This window comes from Bradyrhizobium sp. in8p8, from assembly GCF_000426845.1.
GTDB lineage: Bacteria > Pseudomonadota > Alphaproteobacteria > Rhizobiales > Xanthobacteraceae > Bradyrhizobium > Bradyrhizobium japonicum_C.
This window is the reverse complement of sequence record NZ_AUGD01000003.1, coordinates 46,718-66,710: the sequence shown is the minus strand read 5'-3', so window position 1 is coordinate 66,710 and position 19,993 is coordinate 46,718. Positions and strand designations below refer to the sequence as shown.

Sequence of the window (19,993 nt, the reverse complement as noted above, 5' to 3'; positions counted from 1 at the left end):
TCGGACCCCGATGTGAGCCGACTAAATTCCGGCTCACAATCGGGACTCCGAACCCATTCGATATGTGGGAAACTAACACATTCGATGCAACCGTCCACGCGCGGCTGAATGTCGCCCTCGCCCGCAATCCTGACGAGCGGACGTGGTTAATCGCAGGAATCGTGCGATTCCGCTCCCGCACGGCGACCCGCTACATTTTGTCACAAATTCCGCAACACCGTGGCTGGCTTTTTGTTCAACGCCAGCAGCGTGCCGGCGAGCCCCAGCCCGACGGTAACGACGAGTGCCGCTGCCACCACGCCGGCCGCGCTGCCGGCCTGCCAGACGAAGCTCAGCGTCATCAGGCGCGTCACGATGATCCAGGCCGCGATGCTGCCGGCGATCACGCCGAACACGGCGGTTGCCAGGCCGATCAGGAGGTATTCGAGCGCATAGGCGCCGAGCAGCCGCAGCCGCGTCGCGCCCAGGGTTTTCAGGATCACCGCATCGTAAACCCGGTGACGATGGCCGGCTGCGAGCGCCCCGCCCAGGACAAGGATGGCCGAGATCAGGCTGACGGCACTGGCGCCGCGGATCGCCAGCGCCAGGTTGGTGACCACTGAGCCGACCGTCTCCATCACCTCGCGCACCCGCACGCTGGTGACCATCGGATAGGCGTCCGCGACCTCCTTGATGATCCTGCCGTCGCCCACGGCATTGCCGCCGGCCTCCGTCAGCGTCGCGATATGCGTATGCGGTGCGCCCTTGAATGCGTTTGGCGAGAAGACGAGAACGAAGTTGATGCCGAGGCCCTGCCAGTCGATGGTGCGCAGATTGCCGATTTTGGCGGGAATGTCGCGGCCGAGCACGTTGACCACGATCTCGTCGCCGAGCTTGAGGCCAAGCCCGTCGGCGATCTTCTTCTCCATCGAGACCAGCGGCGGGCCGGAATAATCGGCGCTCCACCATTCGCCTTCGACCACTTTGGAACCTTTCGGCAGCTCGCCGGTGTAGGTCAGGCCGCGGTCGCTCTGCAGCACCCATTCGGAATCCGTTGTCGGCTTGAGCTCCTCGGCGCGAACGCCGCGCGCGGCGACGATGCGCCCGCGCAGCATCGGCACGTCCTCCACCTTCGCGCCGGGGGCAATCCGGCGCAGATAGCCGTCGAACTGCTCGGCCTGCGCGCTCGGGATGTCGATGAAGAAGAAGGACGGCGCCTGGTCGGGCAGAGCTGCGAGGAATTGCCGGCGCAGATTGCCGTCGATCTGGGTGATGGTGACGAGCACGGCGAGGCCGAGGCCCAGCGACAGCACGACCGACGGCGTCAGCGCGCCCGGCCGGTGGATGTTGGCAATCGCCAGCCGCAGCATCGGCAGCCGCGACCGCGGCAGCCGCCGCGCGATCGCCATCAGCAGGGCGGCAATGCCGCGGAGCAGGGCGAACACGAGGACCGAGGAGGCGACGAACACCGCGGCGATGCGCTTGTCGAAGGAGAGGCCGATCACGACCGCAATGAGCAGCGCGATCACGAGTGCCATGAACACGAGATAGCCCAGGCGGAGCCGGTGCCATTCCGAGCTGATCGTGTCACGGAACAGCGCGGCCACCGGCACGTCGTGCACACGCCCGAGCGGCCACAGGCCGAAGGCGAGCGCGGTGAGGAGGCCGTAGACGAAGGACAGCGCGAGCTCATCGACATGCATGGCCGGCACCACCGGCAGCGGCAGGAGCTTGCCGAACAGGCCGACGATCGCGAAAGGCATGGCGGCACCGAGCGCGAGGCCGATGACCGAGCCGATGCCCGCGAGCAGAATGACCTGCGCCAGGTAGATGCCGAACACGTCGCGACCGGTCGCGCCGACGGCCTTGAGCGCAGCGATCACCTCGAGCCGGCGATCGATATGGCTCTTCACGGCATTGGCAACGCCGACCCCGCCGACCAGCAGCGCGGCCAGGCCGACCAGGGTCAGGAACTGCGTGAAGCGGTTGATGTTGCGTTCGAGCTGTGGCGAGGCATTGGAGCGGCTGCGGATCTCCCAGCCGGCCTGCGGCGCGGCGTTGCGCGCGTCCGCGATGAAGGCCTCGGTGGCGCGCTCGCTGTTCGCGGCATCCGGCAGCTTGACCCGGTAGACCCAGCGCACCAGGCTGCCGGGCTGGATCAGGCCGGTGGCGCGCAGGCCCGCCTCGCTGATCAGAAAGCGCGGCCCGAAGCCGATGCCGCCGGCGAGCTTGTCCGGCTCGGCTTCGACGGTAGAGCGGATCTGGAAGGTTGCCGCGCCGATGGTGACCCGATCGCCGGCCTTCAGCGACAGCCGGGTCAGCAGTGCCGGATCGGCAGCGGCGCCGAATGCGCCGTCACGCTCCGCGAGCAGATCGGACATCGGCAGTGGCGGTGCCAGCGTGAGCTGTCCAAGCATCGGATAGGCGTCGTCGACGGCCTTCATCTCGACCAGCGCCAGCTTGCCGTCAGCCGAGCGCGCCATGCCGCGCAAGGTCGCCGCCGTCGACAGCGTGCCGCGCGAGCGCAGGAACGCGATCTCTTCCGGCTTGGCCTCCCGCTGGAACAGCACGAAGGAGACGTCGCCGCCGAGCAGGGTGCGGCCTTCCCGCGCAAGGCCCTCGGAGAGGCTCGCCGACACCGAGCCGACGCCGGCGATCGCCATCACGCCGAGCGCGATGCAGGCGATGAAGACGTAGAAGCCGCGCAAGCCCCCGCGCAATTCGCGCATCGCGTAACGCAGCGACAGCGCGACGCCATTGGGCTTCGCGAAAGGTTCGGCAACCGTGCTCATGCCGGCGCAGACTGCGTGTCGATGCGCCCGGAGCGCAGGCGGATGACGCGGTCGCAGCGATGCGCCAGCGAGGAATCGTGCGTCACCAGCACCAGGGTCATGCCGCGCTCGGCGTGCTTGCTGAACAGCAGATCGACGATCTGCTTTCCGGTGGCCTCGTCGAGATTGCCGGTCGGCTCGTCGGCGACGAGGATCGCCGGATCGGGCGCCAGCGCGCGCGCGAGCGCGACGCGCTGCTGCTCGCCGCCGGACAATTGCGTCGGATAATGATGCAGGCGGTCGCCGAGCCCGACCGATTGCAGCTCCTCTGCCGCACGCTTCGCGGCATCGGGATTGCCGGCAAGCTCGAGCGGCACGGCCACGTTCTCCAGCGCCGTCATGGTCGGGATCAGGTGGAAGGACTGGAAGACGATGCCGACCTGGCGGCCGCGAAAGCGGGCCAGCGCATCCTCGTCGAGGGCATTGAAAGCCGTGCCTGATACCACCACCTCTCCGCTATCAGGACGCTCCAGCCCCGCCATGACCATCAGCAGCGTGGATTTGCCCGAGCCTGACGGGCCGATCAGGCCGATCGCCTCGCTGCGGCCCACCCGCAGGCTGATATCCTTGAGGATGTGAACGCGTGCCGCGCCCGTACCCAATGAAAGATTGACGTTGGAGATGGCGATGGTGTCCGCGTCGGTAGCGGCGAGCGAAGAGGTTTCGATGCGTGTGTCCATGGTCCGGTCATATGGCAACTCCGATAGCGCGGTCGAGAGGCGTTACGGATTGTTCATGCACATAGCCGTGTTGATGCTCGCTTTGATGACGATGGCGATAGCGGCGCCGGCGCAGGCGCAGCCGCCGGCCAAGCCGATCAGGCTGGTGGTTCTCGGGGATTCCCTCAGCGCCGGTTTCGGCCTTGCGGCGCAGGAGGCGTTCCCCCAAAAGCTCAAAAAAGCCTTGCAGACCAAGGGCATAGAGATCGATATGATCAACGCCGGGGTGTCCGGCGACACCACCTCCGGCGGCCGCGACCGGCTCGACTGGTCGGTGCCGGAGGGAACCGATGGCGTCATCGTCGAGCTCGGCGCCAACGACGCGTTGCGTGGTATCGATCCCGACCTGACGCGCGCCGCGCTCACCGACATCATCCAGCGGCTCAAGGCGCGCAAGATCGCGGTGATGCTGTGCGGCATGCTGGCGCCACCGAATTACGGCGCCGATTATGCCGCGCGCTTCAATTCGATTTATCCTGAGCTGGCGAAGAAATTCGACGTGCCGCTCTATCCGTTCTTCCTCGAAGGCGTTGCCGCCGATGCCACGCTCAACCAGGCCGACGGCATTCATCCCACGGCGGCCGGCATCGACATCATCGTCGGCAGGATCATGCCCGCGGTGGAGGCATTCATTGGCACGATCGCTGAGCAGCGGCGTTGAAAGCAGGCAGCGGCAACCTTAATTCCCAGGGTTTTACCGGAGTGAGGTGGGCGAAGCTTCGCAGAGTCACACAACTGCGATAGGAATCAGGGTACCGGTGATTCGTCGCCGGCTCTAATTTGGATATGGTCCTGCCTCGAGGGCTGTACCCAAGCATCGGGAGTGCGAAACGATGCCGCGTTTGTTCACGGGTCTGGAAATTCCGGCCGAGATCGGCCAGTCGCTTTCCAACTTGAGGGGCGGCCTTCCCGGCGCCCGCTGGATCGATCCCGAGAATTATCACGTCACCCTGCGTTTCATCGGCGACATCGACGGCGCTTCCGCCAACGAGATCGCCTCCTTGCTGTTTCGCGTCGACCGCAAGCCGTTCGAGGTGAAGGTGCAGGGCCTGACCAGCTTCGGCGGCCGCAAGCCGCGCGCGGTGGTCGCCACCATCGCGCCGAGCAAGCCGCTGATGGAATTGCAGGCCGAGCTCGAACGCATGATGCAGCGGATCGGCCTTGATCCGGAAGGACGCAAGTTCATCCCGCATGTCACGCTGGCCCGCCTGCATGATGCGTCCGACCGCGACGTCGCCGACTATCTCTCGCTGCGCGGCTACTTCCCGAGCAAGGCGTTCATGGCGGAACGTTTCGTGCTGTTCTCGTCGCGCGCATCGACCGGCGGCGGACCGTATGTGGTCGAGGACGCCTACGAGCTGTGCGCCTAGCTCGCTGTCGTGCCCCGGACGTCGAGCCGGGGCCCGTCGCTCCGCGACCAACGACATAGGACGAGCGACATGGAAGGTCCGTCAGCGCAGCGGGCAAGACCGCTGCCGCCTCCAGGACACGAAAGCGCATACCTCTGACCTCATTTCACGACTTGCAATTTCCGCCGCTCTCTGGCGGTAAAGGACCATGCTCTCGACCCCGAGTTCCCCATTCCGCGAGGCCTACCAGGCCGAGATCGCATCCGGCGCGATCGAGCCCGATGCCGCGCAGGCCGAGGTCGCCGAAGCCTATGCGGCGCTCGACCAGCGGCTTGCCACCTACAAGCCGCAGCGCAAGCAGGGCCTGCTCGCCCGCCTGTTCGGCGGCAATGACAAGGACGAGGCGCCGCGCGGGCTCTACATCCATGGCGAGGTCGGCCGCGGCAAGACCATGCTGATGGACTTGTTCTTTCAGCACTCCTCGGTCGAGCACAAGCGTCGGGCGCATTTCCACGAGTTCATGGCGGAAGCGCATGAGCGCATCTACGACTATCGCCAGAGCATCGCGCGCGGCGAGATCGCCGACGGCGACGTCATCGCGCTGACCGCGAACGCGATCTTCGAGGAGAGCTGGCTGCTCTGCTTCGACGAATTCCACGTCACCGACATCGCCGACGCGATGATCCTGGGACGCCTGTTCGCGAAATTGTTCGAGCTCGGCACCGTCGTGGTCGCGACTTCCAACGTCGCGCCCGACGATCTCTACAAAGGCGGCCTGAACCGCTCGCTGTTCCTGCCCTTCATCAAGCAGATCACCGATCACATGGACGTCGCGCGGCTCGATGCACGCACCGACTTCCGTCTTGAGAAGCTGCAGGGCGTGCCGATGTGGCTGACGCCGGCGGATAGTGACGCGGACGCCGCGCTCGACCGCGCCTGGAAGCGGATGTCGGGCGGCGCCAAATGCAGGCCGCGCGACATCTCCATCAAGGGCCGCATCCTGCACGTGCCATGCTCGGCCCATGGCGTGGCGCGGTTCTCGTTCGCCGACCTCTGCGAGAAGCCGCTCGGCGCCTCCGACTACCTCAGGCTGGCGCACGACTATCACACCATCCTGGTCGACCATATTCCAGTGATGGACCTCTCCCAGCGCAACGCCGCCAAGCGCTTCATTACGCTCATCGATGCGCTCTATGACAACGCCGTGAAGCTGATGGCCTCGGCCGACGCCAACCCGATCTCGCTCTACCTCGCGACCGAGGGCAACGAGGCCAACGAATTCAAGCGGACCGCCTCGCGCCTGATCGAAATGAGTTCGGAATCCTATCTGGCGCTGGCTCATGGCCGCAAGGATTCCACCGCGAGCGGCTCGACCAAGGGCCTGGTCGAGACTTAAGTCCTATGTGCCAGCGCCGTCACTCCGGGGGGCGCGAAGCGGCGAGCCCGGAATGACGAGGATGTGGCTGGCGGCTCTCTCGGCAAGCCCGACAAATGGGCATCCACCGACTTGAACGGGGGAAGCGAAAGGGATAACCACCCACTCAGTTTCCCCTCCTTACGTCTCCAAAGGACAGGTTCACATGGCGCGCGACAAGATTGCTTTGATTGGCTCCGGTCAGATCGGCGGAACGCTGGCTCACCTCATCGGCCTGAAGGAACTGGGCGACGTGGTGATGTTCGACATCGCCGAGGGCGTGCCACAGGGCAAGGCGCTCGACATCGCGCAGTCCTCGCCGGTCGACGGTTTTGACGCGCACTATACCGGCGCGAACTCTTACGAGGCGCTGGACAACGCCAAGGTCTGCATCGTCACCGCCGGCGTGCCGCGCAAGCCGGGCATGAGCCGCGACGACCTCCTCTCCATCAACCTCAAGGTCATGGAGCAGGTCGGTGCCGGCATCAAGAAGTACGCGCCCGACGCCTTCGTCATCTGCATCACCAACCCGCTCGACGCCATGGTCTGGGCGCTGCAGAAGGCTTCAGGCCTGCCGCACAAGAAGGTCGTCGGCATGGCCGGCGTGCTCGACTCCGCGCGCTTCCGCTACTTCCTGGCCGACGAGTTCAATGTCTCGGTCGAGGACGTCACCGCTTTCGTGCTCGGCGGCCATGGCGACACCATGGTGCCGCTGGTGAAGTACTCCACCGTCGCCGGCATCCCGCTGCCCGACCTCGTCAAGATGGGCTGGACCTCGCAGGCGCGTCTCGACGAGATCGTCGACCGTACCCGCAACGGCGGCGCCGAGATCGTCAACCTGCTCAAGACCGGCTCCGCCTTCTATGCGCCGGCCGCGTCCGCGATCGCGATGGCGGAGAGCTATCTGAAGGACAAGAAGCGCGTGCTGCCCTGCGCCGCCTACCTCAACGGCGAGTACAGCGTGAAGGACATGTATGTCGGCGTACCGGTCGTGATCGGGGCCAAGGGCGTCGAGCGGGTGGTCGAGATCGAGCTCGCCGGCAAGGACCGCGAGGCCTTCGACAAGTCGGTCGGCGCGGTGCAGGGTCTGGTGGACGCCTGCAAGAAGATTGCCCCCGATCTTCTCGGCAAGTAATTCAAGTCATCTCCGCCGAAGATCGAAGCCCGATCTTCGGCGGTTTCACTTCCGGAGGACAGGCCAAGTCCCGTCGAGGGTGTGGCGGCTCCGGACCGGCAGTCCAGAGATTTCGACGACAATCCGGGTTGTAGTTCCTTTGGTATATGGTATGCCAAGCCAAAGAATGATGCGGCCTCGCGAGGGCGCCGCCCGGGGGTTCAGGGAGCGACCATATGAATATCCATGAATATCAGGCCAAAGCGCTGCTGAACGAGTTCGGCGTGCCGATCTCAAAGGGCGTGCCGGTGCTCAAGGCTGCGGACGCCGAGGCTGCCGCCAAGGCGCTGCCGGGGCCCGTCTGGGTGGTGAAGAGCCAGATCCATGCCGGCGGCCGCGGCAAGGGCAAGTTCAAGGAAGCCAGCGCAGGGGACAAGGGCGGCGTCCGCATCGCCAAGTCCGCCGCGGAAGTTGCCGAGTTCGCCAAGCAGATGCTGGGGGCGACGCTGGTGACCGTGCAGACCGGCCCCGCCGGCAAGCAGGTCAACCGCCTTTACATCGAGGACGGCTCGGACATCGACAAGGAGTTCTATCTCTCGATCCTGGTCGATCGCGAAACCTCGCGCGTCTCTTTCGTCGTCTCGACCGAAGGCGGCGTCAACATCGAGGAGGTCGCGCACAACACCCCCGAGAAGATCGTGACCTTCTCGGTCGATCCCGCGACCGGCATCATGGGCCATCACGGCCGCACGGTCGCGAAGGCGCTGAACCTCACCGGCGATCTCGCCAAGCAGGCCGAGAAGCTCACCGCCCAGCTGTACGCCGCCTTCATTGCCAAGGACATGGCGATGCTGGAGATCAACCCGCTGGTCGTCACCAAGCAGGGCCAGCTCCGTGTGCTCGACGCCAAGGTGTCGTTCGACGACAATTCGCTGTTCCGTCATCCCGAGGTGCTCGCGCTGCGCGACGAGACCGAGGAAGACGCCAAGGAAATCGAGGCGTCGAAATACGACCTCAACTACGTCACGCTCGACGGCAACATCGGCTGCATGGTCAACGGCGCCGGTCTCGCCATGGCGACGATGGACATCATCAAGCTCTACGGAATGGCGCCGGCGAACTTCCTCGACGTCGGCGGCAGCGCCAGCAAGGAGAAGGTCGCGGCCGCGTTCAAGATCATCACCGCCGATCCCAACGTGAAGGGCATCCTGGTCAACATCTTCGGCGGCATTATGAAGTGCGACGTGATCGCCGAGGGCGTCACCGCCGCCGTCCGCGAGGTCGGCCTCAGCGTGCCTTTGGTTGTTCGCCTCGAAGGCACCAATGTCGAGCTCGGCAAGAAGATCATCAGCGAGTCCGGACTGAACGTGGTGCCGGCCGACAATCTCGACGACGCCGCGCAGAAAATCGTGAAGGCCGTCAAGGGAGGCTAAGGCCATGGCCCAGGACCATCTCGCCGCATCATCTCCGCTCCCCGAACACGCGCGCCTGGCCGCGTTTGCCGGCGAATGGGATGGCGAAGAGACGGTCTTCCCGTCGCGCTGGACGGAGGGCGGGCCGGCCACCTCCCGCGTCGTTGCGCGCATGGACCTCAATGGATTCTATCTGATTCAGGACAGCGTCCAGATGCGCGACGGCAAGCAGGCCTTCGCCACCCACGGCATCTTCACCTACGACCGCGACGACCGGACCTACAAACTGTTCTGGTACGATTCGCTCGGCTACACGCCGCCCTCGCCCGCCTCGGGCGGGTGGGTCGGCAAGACCCTGACGCTGGTGCGCGGCTCGCTCCGCGGCAATGCGCGCCATGTCTACGAAATCATCGACGACAATTCCTACTCGATGAAGATCCAGTTCTCGCCGGACGCGGAAGGTTGGGCCGACGTGCTCACGGGCGTCTATCGACGGGCCCACTGAGGCAGGTGCGGGTCGATGACAAACGTCTACCTGGACGGTGCCGCGTGATAGCGAATGCCGCGTTGCTTTCGGGAGTGGCTCTTGCTGCCGCAGTATCAGCGGCGAGGGCGGGCGCCGATGAAAATGAGGTCCTGTTCAACGCCGTCAACGATCTCTGCGTCAATGGTTCGGAGACCGTGGACGGCCTCGCCAAGCGCGCGCTGAAGATGCCTTACGACGCTTTCAATTATGATTCCGACAACGACGGAAAGTATGCGCGCCAGATCGGGCTGCGAAAGCTCGGCAGCGGCGGCACCATTCTCATCGTGTCGGCGTCTTCAAGGCGAGCGCCGGTGACGGAATGCCGCTTCGTGTCCTATGCCGACGACATGGCGAGCTTGGCGACCCGCCTCCGAGCCGCCTTCGATCTGCCGCAACCGACTGCGCAGTCCTTTGACGTCTCCGTCATCACCCGTGGCGAAAAGTCGATTTCGGGACGACCGATGAAATTCGTTCTTCAATATGGCCTGCAGGACAACAAGCGCTCCGGGGCCTTCACACTCACCGTCAGCCGAGGAAGTAACTGATGTCCATCCTGATCGACAAGAACACCAAGGTCATCTGCCAGGGCTTCACCGGCAAGAACGGCACCTTCCACTCCGAGGCCGCGATTGCCTACGGCACCAAGATGGTCGGCGGCACCTCGCCGGGGAAGGGCGGCTCGACGCATCTGGGCCTGCCGGTGTTCGACACCGTGCGCGAGGCGCGTGAGAAGACCGGCGCCGACGCGTCGGTGATCTACGTGCCGCCGCCGGGCGCGGCGGATGCGATCTGCGAAGCCATCGATGCCGAGATCCCGCTGATCGTCTGCATCACCGAGGGCATCCCCGTGCTCGACATGGTGCGGGTGAAGCGCTCGCTGCTCGGCTCCAAGTCCCGCCTGATCGGGCCGAATTGCCCGGGCGTCATGACCGCCGGCGAGTGCAAGATCGGCATCATGCCGGCCAACATCTTCAAGACCGGCTCGGTCGGCATCGTCTCCCGCTCCGGCACCCTGACCTATGAAGCCGTGTTCCAGACCTCGCAGGAAGGTCTCGGCCAGACCACCGCGGTCGGCATCGGCGGCGACCCGGTCAAGGGCACGGAATTCATCGACGTGCTGGAAATGCTGCTTGCCGATCCCAAGACCGAATCGATCATCATGATCGGCGAAATCGGCGGCTCCGCCGAGGAGGACGCCGCCCAGTTCCTCAAGGACGAGGCCAAGCGCGGGCGCAAGAAGCCGATGGTCGGCTTCATTGCCGGTGTGACCGCCCCTCCCGGCCGCCGCATGGGCCATGCCGGCGCGATCATCTCGGGCGGCAAGGGTGATGCCGGCTCCAAGACCGAGGCGATGAAATCGGCAGGGATTACAGTGTCCCCGTCGCCCGCGCGGCTCGGCCACACGCTTGCCGAAAAGTTGAAAGGCTAATTCAGTTCTTCGTGCTTTTCCGGGCGAAGTTTCGCAGCAAATAGGGTAAAGGGTGCCTGTCGCGCCGAGCCTCTGCCGGGGAGCTCGGCGCCAGCGCCGTTTGTTATGCGCGAACCTAAATCGCCAGGAACTCCATATGTCTCGCCAGGACGCGAACGCAGCCTTTGCCTTGTCATCCTTTTTGCAGGGCACAAACGCCACCTACATTGACGAAATCTACGCCCGCTACGAGAAGAACCCGTCTTCGGTCGATCCCGAGTGGCAGGAGTTCTTCAAGAGCCTGAACGACGCGCCCGCCGACATCAGCAAGAACGCGGAAGGTCCGTCCTGGGAGCGCGACAACTGGCCCCTGACGCCGCAGGATGATCTGACCTCCGCCCTCGACGGCAATTGGGCCGAGGTCGAGAAGGCGGTCGGTGCCAAGATCGCCGCCAGGGCGCAGGCGAAGGGAAGCGAGAAGGGCGCCGACTTCTCCTCTGCCGACCTGCTCCAGGCCACGCGCGACTCCGTCCGCGCCCTGATGCTGATCCGCTCCTACCGCATGCGCGGCCACTTCCATGCCAAGCTCGATCCGCTCGGCATCGAAGCCCCACGCAACCGCGAAGAGCTCGATCCGCGCACCTACGGCTTCACCGAGGCCGATTTCGACCGCAAGATCTTCCTCGATCACGTGCTCGGTCTCGAATACGGCACGCTGCGCGAGATCACCGCGATCTGCGAGCGCACCTACTGCCAGACGCTCGGCGTCGAGTTCATGCATATCAGCAACGCCGCGCAAAAGGCCTGGATCCAGGAGCGCATCGAGGGACCGGACAAGGAGATCTCGTTCACCCGCGAAGGGCGCCGCGCGATCCTGCAGAAGTTGGTCGAAGCCGAGGGCTTCGAAAAGTTCTGCGACACCAAGTTCACCGGCACCAAGCGCTTCGGCCTCGACGGCGGCGAAGCCCTGATCCCCGCGCTGGAGCAGATTATCAAGCGCGGCGGCAATCTCGGCGTGAAGGAGATCGTGCTGGGCATGCCGCATCGCGGCCGCCTCAACGTGCTGACGCAGGTGATGGGTAAGGCGCACCGCGCCCTGTTCCACGAGTTCAAGGGCGGCTCGGCCAATCCAGACGCGGTCGAAGGCTCGGGCGACGTCAAATATCACCTCGGCGCCTCCTCGGACCGGGAGTTCGACGGCAACCGCATCCATCTGTCGCTGACCGCCAACCCCTCGCATCTCGAGATCGTCGATCCCGTGGTGCTCGGCAAGGTGCGTGCGAAGCAGGACCAGCACGGCGATCCTCCGGACATGCGCATCTCCGTGATGCCGCTGCTGATGCACGGCGACGCCGCGTTCGCAGGCCAGGGCGTGGTCGCCGAATGCTTCGGCCTGTCCGACCTGAAGGGCTACCGCACCGGCGGCTCGGTGCACTTCATCGTCAACAACCAGATCGGCTTCACCACCTATCCGCGTTACTCGCGCTCCTCGCCCTATCCGTCGGATGTGGCGAAGATGATCGACGCGCCGATCTTCCACGTCAACGGCGACGACCCGGAGGCCGTCGTGTTCGCGGCCAAGGTCGCGACCGAATTCCGACAGAAGTTCCACAAGCCAGTCGTCATCGACATGTGGTGCTATCGCCGCTACGGCCACAACGAGGGCGACGAGCCCGCGTTCACCCAACCGGTGATGTACAAGCGCATCGCGGCCCATCCCTCGACCCTCACGCTCTACTCCAAGCGCCTGATCGCCGAAGGCGTCGTCACCGAGGGCGAGGTCGACAAGCTGAAGGCCGACTGGCGCGCCCGGCTCGATGCCGAGTTCGAGGCCGGCACCTCCTACAAGCCCAACAAGGCCGACTGGCTCGACGGCAAGTGGGCGGGCTTCAAGATCGCCGACCAGGAAGAGGATGCGCGCCGCGGGGTCACCGGCGTCGACCTGCCGATCCTGAAAGACATCGGCCGCAAGATCACCAAGGTGCCGGACGGCTTCCGCGTCCACCGCACCATTCAGCGCTTCCTCGATAACCGCGCCAAGGCGATCGAGAGCGGCAACGGCATCGACTGGGCGACCGGCGAGGCACTGGCGTTCTGCTCGCTGCTCAACGAAAACCACCACGTCCGCCTGTCCGGACAGGATTCGGAACGCGGCACGTTCTCGCAGCGCCATTCGGTCTTGATCGACCAGGAGGACGAGAGCCGCTACACGCCCTTCAACCATCTCGGCAACGAGCAGGGCCATTACGAGGTCATCAACTCGCTGCTGTCGGAAGAAGCCGTGCTCGGCTTCGAATACGGCTATTCGCTCGCCGAGCCGAACACGCTGACGCTGTGGGAAGCCCAGTTCGGCGACTTCGCCAACGGCGCGCAGGTCGTGTTCGACCAGTTCATCTCCTCGGGCGAGCGCAAATGGCTGCGCATGTCCGGCCTCGTCTGCCTCCTGCCGCACGGCTACGAGGGCCAGGGACCGGAGCACTCCTCGGCGCGCCTCGAGCGCTTCCTGCAGATGTGCGCGGAAGACAACATCCAGGTGGTCTACCCGACCACGCCGGCCAACTACTTCCATGTGCTGCGCCGGCAGCTGCACCGCGAGATCCGCAAGCCGCTGATCATGATGACGCCGAAGTCGCTGCTGCGTCACAAGCGGGCGGTGTCGCGTCTCGAGGAGCTGGCGAAGGGCACGACCTTCCACCGCATCCTCTATGATGACGCCCAGATGCTGCCGAACGAGGCGATCAAGCTCGTCCCCGACGAGAAGATCCGCCGCATCGTGCTGTGCTCCGGCAAGGTCTATTACGACCTCTACGAGGAGCGCGAGAAGCGTGGCATCGACGACATCTATCTGATGCGCATCGAGCAGCTTTACCCCGTGCCGCTGAAGGCGCTGGTGGCCGAGCTGTCGCGCTTCAAGAAGGCCGAAGTGGTGTGGTGCCAGGAGGAGCCCCGCAACATGGGCGCCTGGCACTTCATCGAGCCTTATCTGGAATGGGTGCTCAACCAGGTGAACGGTGCGAGCCGGCGTCCGCGTTATGTCGGCCGCGCTGCCTCCGCCGCGACCGCAACGGGTCTGATGTCCAAGCATCAGGCGCAGTTGAAGGCGTTCCTGGACGAAGCACTGAGCTGAACTTTTTGGACTGCGTCATGCCCCGCCTCGTGCGCGCCGCGCACCGGAGCGGGGCATCCGGTAGGTCGTGGCGTTCTCGTGATGCGAACGCCCCGCTCGCTGGATGGCCTGCCTTTTTCGCCGGCCGATGACACCTGAAATTCACGACCGCATTGGCGATCCCTTAAGGAAAAGACCATGACTGAAATTCGTGTGCCGACGCTCGGCGAATCCGTCACCGAGGCCACCATCGGCCGCTGGTTCAAGAAGGCCGGCGATCCCGTCGCCGTCGACGAGCCCCTGGTGGAGCTCGAGACCGACAAGGTCACCATCGAAGTCCCCGCGCCCTCCGCGGGCACGCTGAGCGAGATCATCGCTGCCGATGGCGCGACCGTTGCGGTCGGTGCACTGCTCGGCCAGATCACCGAGGGTGCCGGTGCAGCCAAGCCCGCCGCCGCGCCTGCCAAGCCTGCCGCCGCGCCGGCGCCCGCCGCTGCAGCACCGGCTGTTGCCGCCGCTGCGCCGAAGGCGCCGCCCGCCGATGCGCCGCTCGCCCCGTCCGTGCGCAAGCTCTCGGCCGAGACCGGCATCGACGCTTCGACAGTTCCCGGCTCCGGCAAGGACGGCCGCGTCACCAAGGGCGACATGCTGGCTGCGATCGAGCGCGCCGCCTCTGCGCCGACCCCGGTCAACCAGCCCGCCGCCGCCGTGCAGGTCCGCGCGCCGTCGCCGGCCGATGACGCCGCCCGCGAAGAGCGCGTCAAGATGACCCGCCTGCGCCAGACCATCGCGCGCCGCCTCAAGGACGTGCAGAACACCGCCGCCATGCTCACGACCTTCAACGAGGTCGACATGACCAACGTCATGGCGCTGCGCGCGCACTACAAGGACGCGTTCGAGAAGAAGCACGGCGCCAAGCTCGGCTTCATGGGCTTCTTCACCAAGGCCGTCGTGCAGGCGCTCAAGGACATTCCGGCTGTCAACGCCGAGATCGACGGCACCGACCTGATCTACAAGAACTATTACCACATCGGCGTCGCCGTCGGCACCGACAAGGGCCTCGTGGTCCCCGTCGTGCGCGATTGCGACCACAAGTCGATCTCCGACATCGAGAAGAGCATCGCCGATTTCGGCCGCCGCGCCCGTGACGGCCAGCTCAAGATCGACGAGATGCAGGGCGGCACCTTCACCCTCACCAATGGCGGCATCTACGGCTCGCTGATGTCCACCCCGATCCTGAACGCGCCGCAATCCGGCATCCTCGGCATGCACAAGATCCAGGAGCGGCCGATGGTCGTCGGCGGCAAGATCGAGGTGCGCCCGATGATGTATCTGGCGCTGTCCTACGATCACCGCGTCATCGACGGCAAGGAAGCCGTCACCTTCCTGGTCCGCGTCAAGGAGAGCCTGGAAGATCCGGCGCGGCTGGTGCTCGATCTCTGATCCCTAGAGCTCTGCAAGCGCCGTCGCCATTCGCGACGGCGCGGGTCGAACCATGGAGGCGCGCGTGACGGATAAAGTCGTTGTCATCACCGGCGGCAGCCGCGGCATCGGGCGGGCGACCGCGATTGCGGCGGCCGCGCGCGGCTACCGCGTCGTGGTCGGCTACGCCAGCAACAAGCAGGCCGCCGACGAGGTGGTCGCGCAGATCGCGGCCAGCAACGGCAAGGCCATCGCGGTGAAATGCGATGTCGCCGAGGAAAGCGATATCCTCAACCTGTTCAAGGAAGCCGACAAGTTCGGCACGCTCGGGGCGCTCGTCAACAATGGCGGCATCGTCGGCAAGAGCGGCGTGCGGGTCGACGAGATGTCGGCCGAGCGCATCCAGCGCGTGATGGCAGTCAACGTCACCGGCTCTATCCTCTGCGCGCGCGAGGCCATCAAGCGGATGTCGACCAGGCACGGTGGCAAGGGCGGCGTCATCGTCAACCTCTCGTCTGTCGCAGCCCGCCTCGGCGCCCCCAACACCTATGTCGATTACGCCGCATCCAAGGGCGCGGTGGATTCCTTCACCGTCGGCCTCGGTCATGAGGTCGCGAACGAAGGCATTCGCGTCGCCGCGATCCGTCCCGGCCTGATCGACACCGAGATCCACGCCGCCGGCGGCGAGCCCGACCGCGCCCATCGCCTGGCCCACATGGTGCCGATGAAGCGCGTCGGCACCGCCGACGAGATCGCCAATGCCATCGTCTGGCTGATCTCGGACGAGGCCTCCTACGTCACCTCGGCCATTCTCGATGTGTCCGGCGGACGCTGATGCGCCGGCGGACGCTGACACATCCTCATCACGCCTAACCTTACGGGACTTTCTCTCATGGCTACCTACGATCTCGTCGTCATCGGCACCGGACCGGGCGGTTATGTTTGCGCGGTGCGTGCAGCTCAGCTCGGCATGAAAGTCGCCGTGGTCGAAAAGAATGCAACGCTGGGCGGCACCTGCCTCAATGTCGGCTGCATGCCCTCCAAGGCGCTGCTGCACGCATCCGAGATGTTCGAGGAAGCCGGCCATTCCTTCGCCAAGATGGGCGTGAGCGTTTCCGCGCCGAAGCTCGATCTGCCGGCGATGATGAACTTCAAGCAGCAGGGCATCGACGGCAACGTCAAGGGCGTCGAGTTCCTGATGAAGAAGAACAAGATCGACGTGCTCAAGGGCACCGGCAAGATCTTGGGCACCGGCAAGGTGGAAGTCTCCGCCGACGGCAAGTCGCAGGCGATCGAAACGAAGAACATCGTCATTGCCACCGGTTCGGACATCGCGCGCCTCAAGGGGATCGATATCGACGAGAAGCGCATCGTGTCCTCGACCGGCGCGCTGTCGCTGGACAAGGTCCCCGGCAAGCTGCTGATCGTCGGCGCCGGCGTGATCGGTCTCGAGCTCGGCTCGGTCTGGCATCGCCTGGGCGCCGAGGTCGTCGTGGTCGAATTCCTCGACCGCATCCTGCCCGGCATGGACGGCGAGATCGCCAAGCAGTTCCAGCGCATTTTGGAAAAGCAGGGCTTTGCGTTCAAGCTCGGCGCCAAGGTCACCGCGGTCGACACCTCCGGCAAGACGCTGAAGGCGACGGTCGAGCCCGCCGCCGGCGGTAACGCCGAGACTCTGGAAGCCGACGTCGTGCTCGTCTGCATCGGCCGCGTACCCTACACCGAGGGTCTCGGCCTGAAGGAAGCCGGCGTCGCGCTCGATGCGCGCGGCCGCGTGCAGATCGACGCGCATTTCGCCACCAGCGTGAAGGGCATCTATGCCATCGGCGACGTCGTCGCAGGCCCGATGCTGGCGCACAAGGCCGAGGACGAGGGCGTTGCGGTGGCGGAGATCATCGCAGGGCAGGCCGGTCACGTGAACTACGACGTCATTCCCGGCGTCGTGTACACGACGCCGGAAGTGTCCTCCGTCGGCAAGACCGAAGAAGAGCTGAAGCAGGCAGGCGTGGCCTATACGGTCGGCAAGTTTCCGTTCACCGCCAACGGCCGCTCCAAGGTCAACCAGACCACTGACGGCTTTGTGAAGATCCTCGCAGATGCGAAGACCGATCGCGTGCTCGGCGTGCACATTATCGGTCGCGAAGCCGGCGAAATGATCCATGAAGCCTGTGTTCTCATGGAGTTTGGCGGCAGTGCGGAAGATCTCGCACGCACCTGTCATGCGCACCCGACCCGCTCGGAAGCCGTCAAGGAAGCCGCGCTTGCAGTCGGCAAGCGGGCCATCCATATGTAACCGCGCGCCCAGCACCGAACCGGGCGGGAAACATATGCTGCGCCGCCTGCTTCAACCGGTCTGGGTTCTGCTTGCGATCATCTTCCTGATCGAAGCTTGGCTGTGGGACCATCTCGAGCCGATCGTCGCCCGGGTCGTCGCAGCGATCCCGCTGGCGCGCTTCAAGCAATGGCTGACGGAGCGCGTCAATGCATTGTCGCCAGCCATGACGCTGATCGTGTTCGCGGTCCCCGTCGTTCCGCTGTTTCCGCTCAAGCTGGTCGGCCTCTGGCTGCTTGCCCACGAATACTGGACCAGCGCGTTCTTCATGATCGTGTTCGCAAAGCTGGTCGGTGTCGGCGTCACCGCCTTCGTGTTCGACGTGACCCGCGCCAAGCTTCTGGAGATGCACTGGTTCGAGCGAATCTACGTTCTGGTGCTGAAGGTGCGTGCCAAGGCTGCCGAGCTGGTTGACCCGATCAAGCGGCGCATCCGCGAGCTGATCGCCGGCAACGGCGAGGGGTGGTCCTATCGCACGCTGCGCATGGTCCAGCGTTTCCGCAGGAGCGTGCACCAGGCGCGGTGAGCTTATTGAGTGGGCTTATCTGGTTCTTCCGTCATTGCGAGCGAAGCGAAGCAATCCAGAAACTTGCTTCGTCGCTTCGCTCCTCGCAATGACGCCGAGAGGACAGCGATCTCCGCTCCCTAGTGCAAGTGCAACAGATGCGGCCACCACAGGCCGAGCGCGGTCATGATCAGGCCGGCGATCGTCAGCACCCCGCTGACATAGGCCAGCGCCAGCATGCCGGTGATGATGGTGGCCGACGCCAGCACGATTCCGATCTGGAAGGCTGCCGATGCCAGCTCGAAATGGTGGTATTTGGCTGTCGCCTCGTCGCGCGCGTGCTCGGCGTGCTTGGCCTTCGCGGCGAGCTGCTCGGTGCCTTCGCCGGTCTCGGGCTCGGAGCGGTAGCGCTGCGCGGTCTTGGTCCAGTCATCGATCTGTTTCTGCACCGTCGCCTTCATGGCATCGTCGGCCGTGCCCGCCAGCGTCAGCCTGCCCTGCTCGGCAGCAGTCAGCATCACGGTGCGGCGGATGCTCTTGGCCTGGAAGAACGCCCACAGGTTGGCGGCTTCGACGTTCTTGCTGATCGATTCGGTCTGGGCGCCTTTGCCGAGCGTCTCCGAGATCGCCAGAAACAGCGCCAGCACGGCGATCAGGAGCGCGATCTTCTTGTTCGAGCCGGACGCGTGTTCGGCGTGCTCGGCGTGCTCCATGCTTTCGTGTGCGCCCATAAATCCCTCCTGCCTCGGTTCCCCACGATTGAACCAACCGCGCGGCCTTCGCAAGAGGCAAGGAAGTTATGACGTCAGTGTGTCAGCGCCGCGGATGTGCGCTCGCATAGACTTCGAGCAGCCGCTCGGAATCGATGCCGGTGTAGATCTGCGTGGTGGAGAGCGAGGAATGGCCGAGCAGTTCCTGGATGGCGCGCAAGTCGCCGCCGCGCGAGAGCAGATGTGTGGCGAAGGAGTGCCGGAGTGCGTGCGGCGTGGCGCTGTCGGGAAGTCCAAGCGCGCCGCGCAGCCGCTCCATCGCAAGCTGGATGATGCGCGGGCTCAAGGGGCCGCCACGCGCGCCGACGAAGATCGGGCCTTCCGCCGGCAGCGGGTAAGGGCACATCGAAACGTACTCCTGCACCAGTGCGAGCACGTTCTGCAGCACCGGCACCATGCGGGTCTTGTTGCCTTTCCCGGTGACGACCAGCACGTCGCCTTCGCCGGGGCGCGGCACCTCGCGGCGCTTCAGGCCGAGCGCTTCGGAGATGCGCAGGCCCGAGCCGTACAGCAGCGCCATCACCGCAGCATCGCGCGCCAGGATCCAGGTCTCGCGTTCCTCGCCGGCGCGCTCGTCGGCATCGGCAAGACGTTTGGCCGAGGCCATCGGCAGCGGCTTTGGCAGGCTCTTTGCGACTTTTGGCGCGCGGATCGCAGACAACGCGCCGACCTTGCCCTTGCCTTCGCGCTCCAGGAAACGTCCGAACGAGCGCAGGCCCGCCAGCGCGCGCATCAGCGAGCGGCCGGCAATGTCGTCGGCCCTGCGCATCGCCATGAAGGCACGCACGTCGGTGGCTTCCAGCCTCGCGAAGCGCTCGAGGGTGACGCGCTCGCCCCAATGATTGCTGAGAAAATCCAGGCACTGCCGCAGGTCGCGGCCATAGGCCTCCAGCGTCTTCGGCGACAGCCGCCGCTCGGCACCGAGATGCGAGAGCCAGCGCGCCATCTCCTGCGCGATCGAGGGATCGGCGCTGGCGAGCTCGATCTGTGGGGCGGCCGCTTTGCTCATGCGCTCTGGACGTGGTGATTCCGTACAGTATATCGCATCCCACTCGTTTATCGTTCGCTAAGGCCGGCTCAGGGCGCTAGCCTCAAGACCCCGAGTT

The 19,993-nt window shown here is 65.2% G+C and carries 17 protein-coding genes; 13 read left to right on the top strand and 4 right to left on the bottom strand.

Annotated elements, in window-relative coordinates; translation table 11 throughout:
- Window positions 1-200 precede the first annotated feature (200 nt).
- A complete protein-coding gene (locus tag K408_RS0110380) occupies window positions 201-2,771 on the bottom strand; it encodes an ABC transporter permease (protein ID WP_024338858.1) in 2,571 nt (856 codons plus the stop codon).
- Complete coding sequence (locus K408_RS0110375) at window positions 2,768-3,490, bottom strand: ABC transporter ATP-binding protein (protein ID WP_024338859.1); 723 nt, start codon at window positions 3,488-3,490, stop codon at window positions 2,768-2,770. Before K408_RS0110375 ends, K408_RS0110380 begins: the two co-directional genes overlap by 4 nt.
- A 55-nt stretch (window positions 3,491-3,545) precedes the next feature.
- Between K408_RS0110375 and K408_RS0110370 the strand changes: the two genes are divergently transcribed.
- The 13 genes from K408_RS0110370 (at window position 3,546) to K408_RS0110305 (ending at window position 18,138) form a co-directional block, all read left to right on the top strand.
- Window positions 3,546-4,190: an arylesterase gene (locus K408_RS0110370; protein WP_024338860.1), complete on the top strand. Its 645-nt coding sequence runs from the start codon at window positions 3,546-3,548 to the stop codon at window positions 4,188-4,190.
- A gap of 172 nt (window positions 4,191-4,362) precedes the next feature.
- Window positions 4,363-4,899: an RNA 2',3'-cyclic phosphodiesterase gene (thpR, locus tag K408_RS37925; protein WP_024338861.1), complete on the top strand. Its 537-nt coding sequence runs from the start codon at window positions 4,363-4,365 to the stop codon at window positions 4,897-4,899.
- Between the two features lie 187 nt (window positions 4,900-5,086).
- Window positions 5,087-6,274, top strand: a complete 1,188-nt coding sequence (gene zapE, locus K408_RS0110355; protein ID WP_024338862.1) for a cell division protein ZapE — start codon at window positions 5,087-5,089, stop codon at window positions 6,272-6,274.
- Between the two features lie 184 nt (window positions 6,275-6,458).
- A complete protein-coding gene (gene mdh / locus K408_RS0110350; RefSeq protein ID WP_024338863.1) occupies window positions 6,459-7,427 on the top strand; it encodes a malate dehydrogenase in 969 nt (322 codons plus the stop codon).
- A 215-nt stretch (window positions 7,428-7,642) separates the two neighbouring features.
- Window positions 7,643-8,839, top strand: coding sequence for an ADP-forming succinate--CoA ligase subunit beta (gene sucC / locus K408_RS0110345; RefSeq protein WP_024338864.1), 1,197 nt, complete (start codon window positions 7,643-7,645; stop codon window positions 8,837-8,839).
- Between the two features lie 4 nt (window positions 8,840-8,843).
- The gene (locus K408_RS0110340) at window positions 8,844-9,323 is read left to right on the top strand and encodes a DUF1579 domain-containing protein (protein ID WP_024338865.1); all 480 of its coding nucleotides are present in this window, start codon (window positions 8,844-8,846) and stop codon (window positions 9,321-9,323) included.
- 44 nt (window positions 9,324-9,367) lie between these two features.
- Window positions 9,368-9,889 (top strand): hypothetical protein, encoded by a 522-nt coding sequence (locus K408_RS0110335; RefSeq protein ID WP_155248375.1) that lies wholly within the window; start codon window positions 9,368-9,370, stop codon window positions 9,887-9,889.
- Window positions 9,889-10,773, top strand: coding sequence for a succinate--CoA ligase subunit alpha (gene sucD / locus K408_RS0110330; RefSeq protein ID WP_024338867.1), 885 nt, complete (start codon window positions 9,889-9,891; stop codon window positions 10,771-10,773). The genes K408_RS0110335 and sucD overlap by 1 nt, the downstream gene beginning before the upstream one ends.
- 136 nt (window positions 10,774-10,909) lie before the next feature.
- Window positions 10,910-13,879 carry a 2-oxoglutarate dehydrogenase E1 component gene (locus K408_RS0110325; RefSeq protein WP_024338868.1) on the top strand — a complete coding sequence of 990 codons (2,970 nt, stop codon included), beginning with the start codon at window positions 10,910-10,912 and terminating at the stop codon, window positions 13,877-13,879.
- A 177-nt stretch (window positions 13,880-14,056) separates the two neighbouring features.
- A complete protein-coding gene (gene odhB, locus K408_RS0110320; protein ID WP_024338869.1) occupies window positions 14,057-15,301 on the top strand; it encodes a 2-oxoglutarate dehydrogenase complex dihydrolipoyllysine-residue succinyltransferase in 1,245 nt (414 codons plus the stop codon).
- A 52-nt stretch (window positions 15,302-15,353) separates the two neighbouring features.
- On the top strand, window positions 15,354-16,115 hold the full coding sequence (locus K408_RS0110315) for an SDR family oxidoreductase (protein WP_029674025.1): 762 nt from the start codon (window positions 15,354-15,356) through the stop codon (window positions 16,113-16,115).
- Between the two features lie 57 nt (window positions 16,116-16,172).
- Window positions 16,173-17,573, top strand: a complete 1,401-nt coding sequence (gene lpdA / locus K408_RS0110310) for a dihydrolipoyl dehydrogenase (protein ID WP_024338871.1) — start codon at window positions 16,173-16,175, stop codon at window positions 17,571-17,573.
- A gap of 34 nt (window positions 17,574-17,607) precedes the next feature.
- A complete protein-coding gene (locus K408_RS0110305) occupies window positions 17,608-18,138 on the top strand; it encodes a hypothetical protein (RefSeq protein WP_024338872.1) in 531 nt (176 codons plus the stop codon).
- 119 nt (window positions 18,139-18,257) lie between these two features.
- Here K408_RS0110305 and K408_RS0110300 read toward each other — a convergent pair whose 3' ends face one another.
- Both K408_RS0110300 and K408_RS0110295 read right to left on the bottom strand, forming a co-directional pair.
- Window positions 18,258-18,848 (bottom strand): DUF4337 domain-containing protein, encoded by a 591-nt coding sequence (locus tag K408_RS0110300; protein ID WP_024338873.1) that lies wholly within the window; start codon window positions 18,846-18,848, stop codon window positions 18,258-18,260.
- Between the two features lie 82 nt (window positions 18,849-18,930).
- On the bottom strand, window positions 18,931-19,896 hold the full coding sequence (locus K408_RS0110295) for a tyrosine recombinase XerC (protein ID WP_024338874.1): 966 nt from the start codon (window positions 19,894-19,896) through the stop codon (window positions 18,931-18,933).
- Between the last annotated feature and the right edge of the window lie 97 nt (window positions 19,897-19,993).

Coding starts and splice junctions, on each gene's coding strand:
- K408_RS0110380 (WP_024338858.1), bottom strand. CDS start 2,771: ATGAGCACGGTTGCCGAACCTTTCGCGAAGCCCAATGGCGTCGCGCTG.
- K408_RS0110375 (WP_024338859.1), bottom strand. CDS start 3,490: ATGGACACACGCATCGAAACCTCTTCGCTCGCCGCTACCGACGCGGAC.
- K408_RS0110370 (WP_024338860.1), top strand. CDS start 3,546: ATGCACATAGCCGTGTTGATGCTCGCTTTGATGACGATGGCGATAGCG.
- thpR (WP_024338861.1), top strand. CDS start 4,363: ATGCCGCGTTTGTTCACGGGTCTGGAAATTCCGGCCGAGATCGGCCAG.
- zapE (WP_024338862.1), top strand. CDS start 5,087: ATGCTCTCGACCCCGAGTTCCCCATTCCGCGAGGCCTACCAGGCCGAG.
- mdh (WP_024338863.1), top strand. CDS start 6,459: ATGGCGCGCGACAAGATTGCTTTGATTGGCTCCGGTCAGATCGGCGGA.
- sucC (WP_024338864.1), top strand. CDS start 7,643: ATGAATATCCATGAATATCAGGCCAAAGCGCTGCTGAACGAGTTCGGC.
- K408_RS0110340 (WP_024338865.1), top strand. CDS start 8,844: ATGGCCCAGGACCATCTCGCCGCATCATCTCCGCTCCCCGAACACGCG.
- sucD (WP_024338867.1), top strand. CDS start 9,889: ATGTCCATCCTGATCGACAAGAACACCAAGGTCATCTGCCAGGGCTTC.
- K408_RS0110325 (WP_024338868.1), top strand. CDS start 10,910: ATGTCTCGCCAGGACGCGAACGCAGCCTTTGCCTTGTCATCCTTTTTG.
- odhB (WP_024338869.1), top strand. CDS start 14,057: ATGACTGAAATTCGTGTGCCGACGCTCGGCGAATCCGTCACCGAGGCC.
- K408_RS0110315 (WP_029674025.1), top strand. CDS start 15,354: ATGGAGGCGCGCGTGACGGATAAAGTCGTTGTCATCACCGGCGGCAGC.
- lpdA (WP_024338871.1), top strand. CDS start 16,173: ATGGCTACCTACGATCTCGTCGTCATCGGCACCGGACCGGGCGGTTAT.
- K408_RS0110305 (WP_024338872.1), top strand. CDS start 17,608: ATGCTGCGCCGCCTGCTTCAACCGGTCTGGGTTCTGCTTGCGATCATC.
- K408_RS0110300 (WP_024338873.1), bottom strand. CDS start 18,848: ATGGGCGCACACGAAAGCATGGAGCACGCCGAGCACGCCGAACACGCG.
- K408_RS0110295 (WP_024338874.1), bottom strand. CDS start 19,896: ATGAGCAAAGCGGCCGCCCCACAGATCGAGCTCGCCAGCGCCGATCCC.